The sequence below is a fragment of the Streptomyces sp. SJL17-4 genome (assembly GCF_036826855.1).
Taxonomy (GTDB): domain Bacteria; phylum Actinomycetota; class Actinomycetes; order Streptomycetales; family Streptomycetaceae; genus Streptomyces.
The window spans coordinates 427991-441336 of record NZ_CP104578.1 but is presented as its reverse complement, the minus strand read 5'-3'; the positions used below and the strand labels follow the sequence as shown (position 1 = coordinate 441336).

The window sequence follows — 13346 nt, the reverse complement described above, 5'->3', positions numbered from 1 at the left end:
CGGGGTCACTCCTTGATCAGCCCGGCGCCGCGCAGGGCGTCGGCCGCTCCTGCGACCGAGTCGAACGGCAGCCCGGACCGCTCGGCGACGTCGAGCAGGCCGTGCTCTCCGTCGGAGAGGCTGAGCACCCACAGCATGGCCATCTGGGCCTGCTTCGCGTCGCTGCGGCCGCCGAGCGAGTCGTACAGCCCACGCCGTCCCAACTGCGGTTCGCCGTAGGGGCTGAGATTGACGTACCGCCGGTTGCGGTCGAGCACGGCGAACGCCTCGCGGCATACGGCCAGCGTGTCCTCCATCGCCTCCGGGGAGACGAAGTCCGGGTTGTCCGCCGAGGTGTGGTACTCCGGGTACCCGGCGTACGGGGTCCGGCTGAGCGAGCCCACTCCGAGATCGAACCCGGGTGAGCAGTACTGCCGCTCGTCGTAGCCGTACGGGGTGAACTCGGCGACGTGGTGCGGGCGTTCGGAGGCGGCCAGGACATACGACATCACCCGGTCGATCTCCGCGTCCCCGCGCCTGCTCCGCTTGTACGTCAGCCGGCCCGAGTCGCCGGCACAGGCCAGCACCAGCCCGTGCTTGACCCGCTCGATCCGCTCCGCGTTACGGGCCAGCCAGGTGATCGCCCCGATGGTGCCGGGCGCGTAGATGAACCGGTAGGTGTAGTACGGCGTCTCCTCGGCGAGCGCCCTGGCCAGGAACGTCGCCACCGCGATGCCGGCCAGGTTGTCGTTGGCCAGCGACGGGTGGCAGACATGGCAGGAGACGATCACCTCGTCCGGGACCTGCCCCGGGACCACGTGCTCGGCGTAGGTGAGGTGGCCGTCCGTGAGCGTGGAGTCGACGCGGACCTCGTACGCGCCGTCCGGCAGCGCGTCCAAGGTCTCCTGGGCCAGGCAGAACCCCCATTCCGGCGTGTAGTAGCTCGTGCGGTACGGCACCCACGTCGGATGGTCCGGCAGGGTGTGCAGGTGTTCCCGCAGCTCGGCCAGCGGCATGGTCCGCGACACCGGCACGCTGTAGCCCAGCACGTGCAGGCTGGACGCGGCGAAGTCGATGACCCGGTTGCCCGCGGAGTCGGCGACGTACGCGTCCCGGATGTTCCACTCCTGCGGCACCGTCCAGTCGAGCACCTGCGTCCCGGTCGGCACCTCGTGCACCTCCAGCGGAACGTACTCGCCGATGATGTCCAGCGTGGCGCGCACCCCGTCGCCGGTGATGCTCCGGCACAGCGGGTACAGCCGCTCCACCAGCGCGTGCATCCGCTCGCCGGCCGAGGCCGCCGACTCCTCTCCGGCCGCGGTCACCGGCGCCACCGCAGGGTGTCGTCGACGGCGCCGGTGTCGGACGCCGCGCGCAGCACGGCGAGCCGGGTGAAGCGACGCTCGAAGCCCTCCCGCGTCAGGCCGAACTCGCGGTAGGCATCCGCGAGTTCGAGCGCCCCCCGCTTCACCGTCCACTCACAGTCGAAGCCGGGCAGCGCGGCCCGGAACCGGGAGAAGTCCACCCGGTACGACCGCGGATCGGCACCGGTCTCCCCGGTGATCACCACCTTCGAGCCGGACACCGCCTCGGCGACCTGCTCGGCGATCTCGGCGACCGTGACGTTGTTGGTCTCGCTGCCGATGTTGAACGCCCGGTCGTGCACCGCCTCGCGCGGTGCGGTCAGCGCGGCGGCGAAGGCCCGTGCGATGTCGGCGGCATGCACCAGCGGACGCCACGGCGTGCCGTCGGACATCACGAGCACCTCGCCGGACAGGAGCGCGTGGCCCACCAGGTTGTTCAGCACGATGTCGGCGCGCAGCCGCGGCGAGAAGCCGAAGGCGGTGGCGTTGCGCATGTACACCGGGCTGAAGTCGCCGTCGGCGAGCGCGTGCAGATCGTCCTCCACCCGCACCTTGGACTCCGCGTACGGCGTCACCGGGCGCAACGGGGCGTCCTCCGCCACCAGCTCGTCACCGCCGGCGGCGCCGTAGACCGAGCAGGTGGACGCGTACAGGAAACGCCGTACCCCGGCGTCCTTGGCCAGCCGGGCGAGCCGTACGGAGGCGTGGTGGTTGATGTCGTAGGTGAGGTCCGGCGCCAGCGACCCCAGCGGGTCGTTGGAGAGCGCGGCCAGATGGATCACGGCGTCCACCCCGGCCACGTGCTCGGCCGTGACGTCGCGCAGGTCCACCCGATGCCCGGACGGGTCGGCGGGCGTCGGGCCGAGCACGCAGTCCGCGAACAGGCCGGAGTCGAGACCGACGACCTCGTGCCCGGCGGCCGCGAGGACCGGGGCCATCACGGTGCCCAGGTAGCCCTGGTGTCCGGTCAGCAGTACGCGCACGGTTCATTCCCCCAGATCGAGAGTGAGTTTGGTGACGGCGAACGCCTCGGCGTACCGCGCGTGGCATTCGATACCGCGGATCCGGGCCAGGCCGAGGAAGGCCTCCCGGTCGTACCAGGGACGGTGCCGCTGAGAGGGGTAGTGCTCCTGCAGCAGCCGCACCTTCTCCTCGGCGACCTCCGGCGACAGCGGCTGGTACGCCGACGGACGGCCGAGGTCGCCGTCCCATTTGACGATCTCGTAGCCGAGCACGAGATGGTCGCGGAACGCGGTGGGAAGCAGCCGCGCCAGACCGCGATGGTCCTGGTGCGCGTCATCGGTACGCGGCGCGAGGACCACATCGGGCTCGGTCCGGGCGCGCAGCTCCTCGACCGCGGACTTGGCCTCCTCCCAGTGCGCGGGCAGCCGGCCGTCCGGCAGCTTGAGCACGGTCAGCCGCAGGTCGGCCCCCGGGCAGAACGCGGCGAGCGCGGCCCGCTCCTCCTCCTCGCGCTCACCGCCGCCGCCGGAGAGCACAAGCGCGTCGACCCGGGTGCCCGGCCGCGCGCGGCACATCGTCAGAAGCGTGCCGCCGGCGCCGATGGCGATGTCGTCGCAGTGCGCCCCCACCGCGACGATCCGGTCCAGGCGCCCGGAGCCGAGCCGGATCACGCGGTCCTCACCGGCGCGCTCGTGCTCACGCCGTCCCGTTCCCACACGGCCCACGGGCGGTCGCCCCGGGTGTAGGCGGCGTCGAGCGCGGCCCGCTCCTTCACCGTGTCGGTCGGCTTCCAGAAGCCGCGGTGCTGGTACGCCACCAGCCGTCCGCGCTTGGCCAGTTGGGCACAGCCGTCGGCGACCAGGTCACCGTTCTCCGGTATGTGGTCGAAGACCTCCTGGCGGAGCACGAAGTAGCCGCCGTTCTCCCACAGCGGCATGTCGCTCACCGCCGTGATGCCGCCCACCAGGCCGTCCTCGCCCAGCTCCACGCAGTGGAACGAGGACTGCGGCGGCACCACCATCATCGACGCGCCGGCGTCGCGCCGGGCGAACCGGTCGATCATCTCCGGCAGCGGGGCGTCGGTGAGCACGTCGGCGTAGTTGGCGAGGAACATCTCGTCGCCGTCCAGATGGTGCCGCACCCGGCGCAGCCGCTCCCCGATCGGCGACTCGATGCCGGTCTGCGCGAACGTGATCGTCCAGTCGGCGATGTCGGTGGAGAGCAGCTCGGTCCTCCCGCCCCGCAGCACGAAGTCGTTGGACGTCGTCTCCTCGTAGGTGAGGAAGAAGTCCTTGATGTGGTGCGCCCCGTACCCGAGGCACAGGATGAACTCGGTGTGCCCGAAGGACGCGTAGTAGCGCATGACGTGCCAGATCAGCGGGCGGGGGCCGACCATCGCCATCGGCTTGGGGATGTCGTCGGAGGCTCCGCTGCGCATCCGCAGTCCATAACCGCCGCAGAACAGTACGACCTTCACGGCTTCACCTCGACAATGCTCAGTTCCGGGATGGGGAAGACCAGCCGGCCGCCCCACTCGTGCACGAAGGACAGCTGCTCGACCAGCTCGTCCCGCAGGTTCCACGGGAGGACGAGGACGTAGTCCGGCCGGTCGGCGGCTATCCGCTCGGGCGGCAGGATCGGGATGCGGGTGCCCGGCGTGAACCGGCCGTGCTTGTAGGGGTTGCGGTCGACCGTGTAAGGGAGCAGGTCGGGCCGGATGCCGCAGTGGTTGAGCAGGGTGTTGCCCTTGCCCGGGGCGCCGTAGCCGACGACCGTCTCGCCGCGCTCGGCCACGTCGATGAGGAACCGCAGGAGGTCCCGGCGCACCGTGGCCACCCGGGCGGAGAACTCCGCGTACCCGGACAGCTCCTGGAGGCCGGCGGCCTTCTCCCGGTCGAGCACCTCGGCCACCTGACGGCTCGGCTCGCCGGCCACCCCGGACGGCCGTGCCCACAGCCGGATGGAGCCGCCGTGCGTGGGCAGCAGCTCGACATCCACCAGCGTGAGTCCACCGCTCGCGAGCGCCCGGGCCGCGGACGCCACCGTGTAGTACTGGAAGTGCTCGTGGTAGATCGTGTCGTACTGGTTCTCCTCGATCAGGGTCAGCAGGTGCTGCACCTCGATGGAGACCCAGCCGTCGTCGGCGACCAGGGCGCGCAGGCCCTCGGTGAACCCGACCACGTCGGGGATGTGCGCGTACACGTTGTTCGCGACGACCAGGTCCGCCGGGCCGTGCTCGGCGCGGGCGGCCGCTCCGGTCTCCGGGGTCAGGAAGGCCGTGAGCGTCGGCACGCCCGCGTCCCGCGCCGCGGCACCGACGTTCACCGACGGCTCGATGCCGAGGCAGCGGATCCCCCGGTCCACCACGTGCTTCAGCAGGTACCCGTCGTTGCTCGCGACCTCGACCACGAAGGCGTCGGGGCCGAGCCCCACCCGCCGCACGGCGTCGGCGACGAACGTGCGCGCGTGCTCCACCCAGGAGGTGGAGAAGGAGGAGAAGTACGCGTACTCGCTGAACGTCTCCTCCGGCGTGATCAGCGGCGGGATCTGCGCGAGCCAGCAGTCGGTGCAGACCCGCAGGTGCAGCGGGTACGCGGGCTCCGGCAGGTCCAGTCGGTCCGCGGCGAGAAAGCTCTCGCACGGCGGAGTCGCCCCCAGATCGACGACGCTGGCCAGCGCCGCCGATCCGCAGAGTCGGCATCGTGTCATTTCTCCTGCCCCCCATCTCCGCTCGCGCGGGTGCCCCGCGACGAGCCGGCTTTTTCGTTCCCCACCGGCGGCGCGCTGTTCCCGCCGCCCGACCGCACCGCGATCGCGGTGCGGTACTCCTCCAGGAGGCGCTCGAGCCCGACAGCCGGGCTGAACCCCTTCTCGTATCGGCGCCGGGCCGCCTCGCCCATCTCCCGGTTGCGGTCCGGCTCCGCCGTGATCCGGCGGATACGGGACACGAGCGAGGCGGGGTCGCCCGGTGTGTGCAGCAGGCCGGTCACCCCGTCCTCGACGAGCTCGACGAAGGCGCCGTGACCGGCGGCGACGGCCGGCACCCCGGCCGCCATCGCCTCCGCGACCACCAGGCCGAACGTCTCCATGGCCAGCGAGGGAGCCACCACGGCCACCGACCGCGCGACGGCCCGCCGGCACTCCGCCGGGTCCCACAGGCCGGCGTACCGCACGTCGTCCCGGCCCGCCGCCCAGGCGGTCACCTCGCGCTCCAGCGGCCCCGCCCCCGCGATCACGAGCGGCACGCCCACACCGCCGGCCGCGGCGATCTCGTCCCACGTGGCCATGAGCAGCCGGATGCCCTTGGCCTCCGCGAGGCGGCCGAGGAAGAGCAGCTGCTCGCCGGCGCCCGTCCGTACGGTTCCCGGGTCGGGTACGAAGTTGTGCTTCACCGCGAGCCGCTCGGGCGGCATGCCGGACCGCACCAGGACGTCGCGCTGCGCCGCGGAGATGCAGAGGAACCGCTCGACGCCGGTCCACCAGCGCCGCCGGTTGACCGACAGGCTGACCGCGAGCGGAACGGTCGCGAGCCGGGAGCCGCGGTAGCAGCCGTGCCGGACGGCGGGCAGCGGCAGCGCCGGCCCGACGCACTCGGTGCACTGCCGGCCGTCCCGGTGCAGCGTGCCGGGCGGGCAGACCTGGGTGTAGTTGTGCAGCGTGGCGACGACGGGCACACCCACGTCCGCGCAGGCGGCGAGGACCGCCGGCGACAGGAGCGGGAACACGTTGTGGACGTGCACCACGTCCGGCCGGTCGGCGCGGAGCCGGGCGGTGAGCTCCGCGCGGGCCGCCGGATTCCACGGCACCAGCAGCGGCACCGCGACCTTGCCCAGCAGGGAGCGGCCGGCGATGTCGTCGCTGCGCCGCTCGAACACGTCGACCCGGTGGCCGGCCGCGCGCAGCAGCCCCACCTCTTCGTCGACGACCCTGTTCTCCCCGCTCGGCTGCGCCGATGAGTAGCGGTTGTGGACCACGAGGACATGCATGCTCAGGTCACCTCCTGGCCCGGAGCGGGCTGCGTCGTCGGGGGATGTCGTGTGTCGGGAGGGGCGCGGCCGGGGCGGGGAGCGCGAGGAGCGAGGCGGCCAGGGCCAGATGGAGCAGATACGCCGAGGCGTCGCCGAGGCCCACCTCGGTGTACGACGAGATCCCGCAGTAGCTGATCAGGAAGATCGCGCAGGCCCTCGGCAGCGACGGTGGCCGCAGCAAGGCGACACCGCCGAGCACGATGACGATCGCCGCCACGAGGGTGACGCCGATCAGCCCCTGCTCGTCGTAGACGGCCAGCCAGCTGTTGTCGATCGGCAGCCCGTCGAACGACTTGTCGCCCAGGCCCGTGCCGAACACCTTCTCCCCGGTCGTCCGGGGGGCCGCGAGGAGGGCGTCCCAGACCTTGGCCCGGCCGGTGAGGTTGGCGAAGTTCTCCTGGCTCTGCCCGCGCAGGAACCACGTCCGCAGCGCGGAACTGAACACCACCGCGGCCACCGTGGCGCACAGCACCGCCCAGGCGAAGAACCGGCGGGCGGCGCCGCTGGTCAGGACGAGAGAGCCGATCGCGAGCACGAGACCGATGAGCAGGCCGAGCGTGGCCGTCCGGGTGTGGGTCATCGCGAGCAGGGCGAGGGACGGCACGATGACCACCGCGGCGCCGGACCCGGTGGTCCGGCGGCCGAGCAGGAGCAGCACGGCGAGCCCGATGACCACCGCGGCGTACTGTCCGATCTGCGGCGGAGTGAGCGGCCACAGCGCGCCGACCAGACGCCCGCCGTAGTACTCGGGCATGGCCGTGGCCGGTGAGACGGCCAGGCCCGCGGCCACCAGGACCAGGACCGCGAAGTACATCCGGATGTGGTGGCGGACGAACGTCAGGCCGCCGTCCCACCAGCGGCTGAGCAGCCACAGGGTGCCGACGAAGAGGGCCAGCCGGGCGCAGCGGAACAACGCGCCGAACCCGACCTCCAGCTGCACGCTGGCGATCACGCTCGGCACGAGCAGCAGCGTGAGCAGGAACAGGAAGGCGCTGGGCCGGATGCGCAGCCGGGCGTTGAGCGCGAGCGCCAGCGCGAACGCCGCGACCAGCGCGCCCATGGTGGCCATCTGGATGAGGGAGCGGGGGATCGCGACGACGGTCTTCGCCCCGGCGGAGCCGAGCGTGTTGAGGCCGAGGAGTGCCCAGACGATCCCGACGGCCTTCGGCGTACGCCGGTCCCGGCTCAGGTCCTCGTCCATCTCAACCACCGGCCCGGGGGCCGAAGCTGCTGCCCGCGTCCTGTCGGTACGGCGTGCCCTGCCACTGCCGGGAGTCCAGCGTCCGGCTCCGGTCGCCGGCGACGAAGCTCCACGGTCCGCGGTAGACGTTGCCGTGCCAGCTGTTCCGCTGGTGGTGGGTGATCGCCTCGGCCACCCGCCCGCCCTTGTACGGCGACCAGTCCGGGGAGGTGCCGTCGTCGGCGAACACCGCCATGCGCCCGCACTCCGTCGTACAGCCGACGACGGACGGGTCGAGGACGAAGCGGTTGCCGTGGATGTCGACCCGCTGCGTCTTCCACCGGCAGTCGTCGTAGAGCGGTGCGACGGCGATCGCCGGCCGCGCGCAGCGGCCGGTGTCCTTCACCAGCAAGGTGCAGTAGCCGGTCGACGTGTTGGCCGGGCTGTTGCAGAACCGGTCGGCGTTCTCCCACAGGGTGATCCCGTTCCAGTTGTTCTCCAGGACGTTCCCGTGGATCTCGATCCTGTCCGTACGGGCCGGGATCCGTGGTTCACCGCCGGCCTCGGACACATAGACGGTCGCGTACGGGAAGTCGTCGCCGTCCTCGGCGTACGCGCGGCCCTCGACCCAGTTGTTCCGTCGGATCGTGTTGTTCCGGATGACCGCGTTGTAGCTGGTCTCGTACATCAGCGCGGCACCGTCGTTGGACTCCAGCAGGTTGTCCTCGAAACGGAAGTCGTTGTTGTTGTTGTCGGCCCACAAGCCGGTCCCGCGGTTGTCGTGCACCCAGTTGCCCCGTACGTCGGCGCCGTCGACGGCCCAGAACTTGATGCCGCCGGTGCAGCCGCAGCCGGGTTGCCGCCGCTCCCAGTCGTCGGTGTTGTTGCCCACGATCTCGTTGCCCTCGACCACCAGGCCGCGGATCGAGTCGCCGGTCTTGTACGCGTTCATGCCGTACTGGCCGTTGTCGCGCAGGCAGCTGGCGCGGAGCCGCTGGCGAGCACCGGCCATCAGCCCGGCGCCGGAGTTGTACTGGATGGTCGCGTGCTCGATCACCCACCCGTCGGCCATGTCGTGGTTGACGACGCCCTCGTTGTGCGGCGCGACGAAGCGCTCCACCGTCAGGTGGCGGATGGTGACGTCGCGGGCTGTGCCGCCGAACGCGTACTGGTTGACCTTCCGGCCGTCCAGCACCGCGCCCGGCGCGCCGAGGTAGCGGTTCCCCTCCTTGGCCATGACCTGGGCGTAGGGGTCGGGCTCCAGTCGGTGCTTGCCCGGCCGAAGCCAGAACGTGGTGTGCGGGGGGCTGTTCTCGGTCTTCGCGGCCAGGTCGCCGACGACCGCGGGGTCGACCGTCACCGCGCCCGCCGGAGCCTGCACCGGCCCGGCCGCGGGCCGGTCGCACACCCGGGCCGGGGACGCGGAGGGCGCTCCGGGGGCGTCGGGGGAGGCGGTCGCCCCCGACCCGGCGGTCGCCCCCGACCCGGTGGGCGTACCGGACCCGGCGCTCGCCCCCGACCCGGTGGGCGTACCGGACCCGGCGGCCGTACCGGCCGCCTTCGTCGGGGCGTCCGGCGTGCTCGTGCAGCCGGTCGCCACCAGCAGGACCACCGTCAGCGGTGCCACCGCCCACGCCCCGTACCACCCCCTGATCCCCACGCGCCCCCCTAGCCGCGGAATCCGAGCACGGTGGTGAACCCGGACACGCCGTCGGCGAAGCCGGTGCCGACCAGCGTGGTGGCGGGTTCCTTGCGCCCGAAGCCCGCGGAGTACCAGCCCAGCGGCGGGTGGGTCTCGCCGCGATGCGCCCGCCAGGACAGCTCCCCGGGCAGGTCGAGCACCGCGGAGCGGTCCTCGCCGTCCCGGGTCCAGGCGAGCACCGCCCGGTTCCCCGTCAGGTCCGCGGAGATCGCAGGACCGAGGTGGAACGCCAGACGCACGGGCCCGCGGTCGCCGCGGACCTCGTCCACCACGCGCAGCTCCCGGCTCGCGGCGGTCAGCTCCACCCGGCGGCGGTGCACGGTGCCCCGGTAGCCGTCGTGCTCGGCGCACCAGCGGGCCGTTCCCCCGGCGGGGCCGTGCGACGGGTCCGCGACCAGGACGCGGGTGCGGGCGTGCCGGGTCCACAGGAACGGGCCACCGGAGACGGACTGGTCATCGCCGTCCCACTGCAGGGTGTTGTGGCCGAGCGTCGACCGGAAGTACTGCCGCCACTCGGGCTGCCCGTGGTAGCAGAACGTCCCCGGGTCGGCGAGCACGTCGACCCCGTCGTGCCGCACCTCCACGGAGAGCGCGTCCGCGTGGGCATGGGCGGCGATGGAGAGGAAGCCGTGCGGGCCGCCGTCGCAGCGGCACCAGATCTCCTCGGGACCGCGCAGGATCGTCATGCCCGCGTCGGCGAAGTGGGCCGGCCGGCGCGCCGGGCGGGTCGCCCCCTGGCCCGTCTTCGCGTACGGCCGGACGAGCGCGGCGAGCAGCGGGGTGCGCACATCGGTGCCGGTCACCTCCGGCCACCAGTCGAGCCGGCCGAACACGGCGTCCCCGGTGGCGAGGAGCGAGGCCCAGCGGTCGGTGCCCGCGCCGTCCACGATCAGACCGTGCCCGTCGTCCGCGTCCCCCTGACGTGGTGGGCGTAACCGGCCGTCGACGATCGCAGCGAGCGCGTCGGTCATCCGCAGCAGCACCAGACGGACCGTCGGCGGGACCGCCACGCCGGCGGCATCCGCCTCGGCCACCGCGGCCAGGCCCAGTTCGAGGACGAGTCCGTGGTACTCGGTGGCCAGCTCGCGGTTGAGCCCGGAGCCGAAGGTGTTGCTCCGCAGATGCCGTTCGAGGGACCGCATCGCGTCCGCCCGCCAACGCGCCGAGGAGGGGAACCAGCCGAACGCGCAGGCCGCGGCGAACTGCCCGGCGGCCTCGGCGATGACGTGGTTGTTCGCCGAGGACCCCCGGCTGGGGAAGGCGGCCAGCCAACGCTGGTGGTACCAGATCTGCTTCCGCGCCACCGGGTTGTCCTCGAACAGCGCGGCCGCGCCCGGCCAGCCGTCGAGCAGCCGCCGGACCCACACCCAGGACAGCAGCCGGATCCCCAGCTCGATGCCGCTGATCCAGTGCACTCCGCGCAGCGGCGCGTTGGCCGCCCACCACAACCGCAGGTGCCCGGCCACCCGCTCGGCGTACCGCTCGTCCCCGGTGACCGCGTAGGCGGCGGCGAGCACGGTGAGGTACTGGTGCCGGGACAGCTCCCAGATCTGCTTGATGTCCCCGACCGCCTCCTCGCTCCGGTACGGCACGTCGAAGGCGTACCCCCACGGAGCCCGGCGCCCGGTCTTCGGGTCGTACCACCAGTCCGGGTCGGTCAGGTCGTCGCGGCGCACCCCGAAGTACTCGGCGTGCCCGGCCATCAGCCGGTCCGCCTCGGCCACGAGGCGCTTCGCGGCGTCCGGCGGCACCGAGGCGAGGGCCCCGGCGGGCAGCACGGCGGTGAACCGGGCACCGGTCACGCTCGGGCAGTCCGGCAGCGCCGACCGCCAGCGCCGCCTGCGCACCGCGTCGCCCACCCGGCCGCCGACCTCCCGCGGCCCCATCGCGGACAACCGCCGGACGTACCAGCCCGCACTCCCCGAGCTCACCGTCATCGAGCCCCCGCCAACGTCACCGGCGCGCCGCCGGCCAGACCGGTCCGTACGGCGAGGGTGGCCGCCGTGGTGGCCACGAGCGACTCCAGCGGCACCGGCATCGGTCCGCCCGTCCGCACCGCCCTGACGAACGCGGCCAGCTCGGCGTTCTGGCCCTTGTTCCGGGCCTGCGGCAGCCGCGAGCTGACCCAGCGCCTGGTCCCGTAGACCGAGGCGCGGACGAAGTCGTCGAGCCGCAGCACCTTGCCGTCCGCGACGAGGTCCAGCGTCTCCTTGGGGAAGCTCGACGGGCCGGTGGTGACGTAGCTGATGGTGGCGGTGGACCCGTCCGGGTAGCGCAGCACGACCTGCAGGTCGTCGGTGCCGGACGTGGCGACCGCGTACACCGAGACCGGGTCGGCTCCGAGCAGCCAGCTCGCCGTGTCGATGAAGTGTCCGCCCTCGCCGGCGAAACGCGAGCCCTCGGTGCCCTGTTGGAGGTACCAGCTGCCGTGCTGCAGCCGGCCCGCGTTGACCAGATAGCGGAGGCTCGCCGGACCGGTCCGGGCGCCGAAGCGCTGCTTCGCCTCCTGGAGCAGCGGTGCGAACCGGCGGTTGAAGCCGACCTGGAGCCGGTCGTTCCCGGACTCCTCCACCGCCGCCAGTACACCGGCCAGCTCGTCCTCGGTGAGGGCCAGCGGCTTCTCCACGAACACCGTCTTGCCTGCGAGGAGCGCCCTGCGGGTCAGTTCGGCGTGCGAGCTGTGCCGGGTGACGACGAACACCGCGTCGATGGACGGGTCGCCGAGCACGGCGTCGAGATCGGTGGTCGCCTCGGCGAAGCCGAACTTCCGCTGCGCGTTGGCCGCGGACAGGGCCGTCGTGGTGACGACGGTGGACAGCTCGACACCGTCGCGCCGGGCCAGGTGCGGCAGCAGCATCGACGTCGCGTAGTTCCCGGCGCCGACGAACGCGAGGCGCACCGGCGTCTTCGCCGGCCGGGCCGGGACGGGCACTCCGCCGCCGCGTCGAACGACAGGCACGGCGACCGCCGGCGCCGGAGCCTCCCCCCGGACCTCGGGATACCGGAACAGCACGGCCACGGCCTTCAGATCGCCGTCCTTCAGCCCTTGGTACGTCTCGACGGCGTCGTCGAAGTCGGCGACGTGGGACACCAGGGGCTCCACGTCGACACTGCCCCGGGCCACGAGATCGAGGAAGCACGCCAGGTTGCGGCGCTCGGTCCACCGCACGTAGCCGATCGGATAGTCCCGCCCTTCGAGCTCGTACTCCGGGTCGTACCGCCCGGGGCCGTACGAGCGGGAGAACCGGACGTCCAGCTCCTTCTCGTAGTACGCGTTCCACGGCAGGTCCAGGCGGCACTTGCCGATGTCGACGACCCGGCCGCGGTCCCGGCACAGCCGGGCGGCCAGCTCGACGGGCTGGTTGCTGCCGCCGCCGGCGGCCAGATACACCTGGTCCACGCCGTGACCGTCGGTGAGTTCGGCGACGGCGGCCTCCACGGCCGTGGACGCGGGATCGCCGCAGGCCGCGGCGCCCAGGCGCTCGGCGAGCTCGCAGCGCGCCGGGTCCGGGTCGGCCCCGACGACGCGGACCCCCGAAGCGGCGAGGAGCTGCACCACCAGCTGTCCGATCAGCCCGAGGCCGATGACCAGGGCCACCTCGCCGAGCTGGGGCTCGCCGCGGCGGACGCCCTGCATCGCGATCGACCCGACGGTGCCGAAGGCCGCGTGCCGCGGCGCGAGACCGTCCGGCACCTTGGCGTAGAGGTTCTTCGGCACCCAGTTCAGCTCGGCGTGCAGGGCGTGTTCGTTTCCGGCGCAGGCCACGACGTCGCCGACCTTCACGTCGTCGATCCCCGGGCCGACCTGCTCGACCACCCCGCACAGCGAATAGCCCAGCGGAGTGTACGAGTCCAGCTTGCCCATCACCTTCTGGTAGGTGGCGGGAATCCCGTTGGTGGCCACGCTCTGCATGACCTTGGCCACCTGGTCCGGCCGGGAACGGGCCTTGCCCAGCATCGACATGCCGGCCTCGGAGACCTTCATGAGCTCGGTCCCGGTCGATATCAGCGAGTAGGAGGTGCGGACCAGCACACCGCCCGGCTTGCATCCCGGCACCGGCACGTCGAGCACCGCGAGCTCGCCGCTCTTGTAGTTCTGTACAACCTGTTTCACCGAAGTCCCCTTGTTT

Annotated in this window: 10 protein-coding genes; all 10 read right to left on the bottom strand. The window is 72.5% G+C overall.

Annotated elements, in window-relative coordinates; genetic code table 11:
- Positions 1-5 precede the first annotated feature (5 nt).
- The gene (locus N5875_RS01880; protein ID WP_338499057.1) at positions 6-1259 is read right to left on the bottom strand and encodes a DUF4910 domain-containing protein; all 1254 of its coding nucleotides are present in this window, start codon (positions 1257-1259) and stop codon (positions 6-8) included.
- A 41-nt stretch (positions 1260-1300) separates the two neighbouring features.
- Positions 1301-2326 carry an SDR family oxidoreductase gene (locus tag N5875_RS01875; RefSeq protein ID WP_318210452.1) on the bottom strand — a complete coding sequence of 342 codons (1026 nt, stop codon included), beginning with the start codon at positions 2324-2326 and terminating at the stop codon, positions 1301-1303.
- 3 nt (positions 2327-2329) lie between these two features.
- Positions 2330-2977, bottom strand: coding sequence for a PIG-L family deacetylase (locus tag N5875_RS01870; RefSeq protein WP_318210451.1), 648 nt, complete (start codon positions 2975-2977; stop codon positions 2330-2332).
- Positions 2974-3783: a glucose-1-phosphate cytidylyltransferase gene (locus N5875_RS01865; RefSeq protein WP_318210450.1), complete on the bottom strand. Its 810-nt coding sequence runs from the start codon at positions 3781-3783 to the stop codon at positions 2974-2976. Before N5875_RS01865 ends, N5875_RS01870 begins: the two co-directional genes overlap by 4 nt.
- The gene (locus N5875_RS01860) at positions 3780-5015 is read right to left on the bottom strand and encodes a class I SAM-dependent methyltransferase (RefSeq protein WP_338491444.1); all 1236 of its coding nucleotides are present in this window, start codon (positions 5013-5015) and stop codon (positions 3780-3782) included. Before N5875_RS01860 ends, N5875_RS01865 begins: the two co-directional genes overlap by 4 nt.
- The gene (locus N5875_RS01855; RefSeq protein ID WP_338491442.1) at positions 5012-6292 is read right to left on the bottom strand and encodes a glycosyltransferase; all 1281 of its coding nucleotides are present in this window, start codon (positions 6290-6292) and stop codon (positions 5012-5014) included. Before N5875_RS01855 ends, N5875_RS01860 begins: the two co-directional genes overlap by 4 nt.
- 7 nt (positions 6293-6299) lie before the next feature.
- Positions 6300-7535 carry an O-antigen ligase domain-containing protein gene (locus N5875_RS01850; protein ID WP_338491440.1) on the bottom strand — a complete coding sequence of 412 codons (1236 nt, stop codon included), beginning with the start codon at positions 7533-7535 and terminating at the stop codon, positions 6300-6302.
- Position 7536: 1 nt separating this feature from the next.
- Positions 7537-8922: a right-handed parallel beta-helix repeat-containing protein gene (locus tag N5875_RS01845; RefSeq protein WP_338499056.1), complete on the bottom strand. Its 1386-nt coding sequence runs from the start codon at positions 8920-8922 to the stop codon at positions 7537-7539.
- Between the two features lie 260 nt (positions 8923-9182).
- On the bottom strand, positions 9183-11153 hold the full coding sequence (locus tag N5875_RS01840) for an alginate lyase family protein (RefSeq protein ID WP_338491439.1): 1971 nt from the start codon (positions 11151-11153) through the stop codon (positions 9183-9185).
- A complete protein-coding gene (locus tag N5875_RS01835; RefSeq protein ID WP_318210445.1) occupies positions 11150-13330 on the bottom strand; it encodes a bi-domain-containing oxidoreductase in 2181 nt (726 codons plus the stop codon). The genes N5875_RS01840 and N5875_RS01835 overlap by 4 nt, the downstream gene beginning before the upstream one ends.
- Between the last annotated feature and the right edge of the window lie 16 nt (positions 13331-13346).

Excerpts from the sequence above, each read along its gene's own strand:
- N5875_RS01880 (WP_338499057.1), bottom strand. The coding sequence starts at position 1,259 with ATGCACGCGCTGGTGGAGCGGCTGTACCCGCTGTGCCGGAGCATCACC.
- N5875_RS01860 (WP_338491444.1), bottom strand. The coding sequence starts at position 5,015 with ATGACACGATGCCGACTCTGCGGATCGGCGGCGCTGGCCAGCGTCGTC.
- N5875_RS01855 (WP_338491442.1), bottom strand. The coding sequence starts at position 6,292 with ATGCATGTCCTCGTGGTCCACAACCGCTACTCATCGGCGCAGCCGAGC.
- N5875_RS01850 (WP_338491440.1), bottom strand. The coding sequence starts at position 7,535 with ATGGACGAGGACCTGAGCCGGGACCGGCGTACGCCGAAGGCCGTCGGG.
- N5875_RS01840 (WP_338491439.1), bottom strand. The coding sequence starts at position 11,153 with ATGACGGTGAGCTCGGGGAGTGCGGGCTGGTACGTCCGGCGGTTGTCC.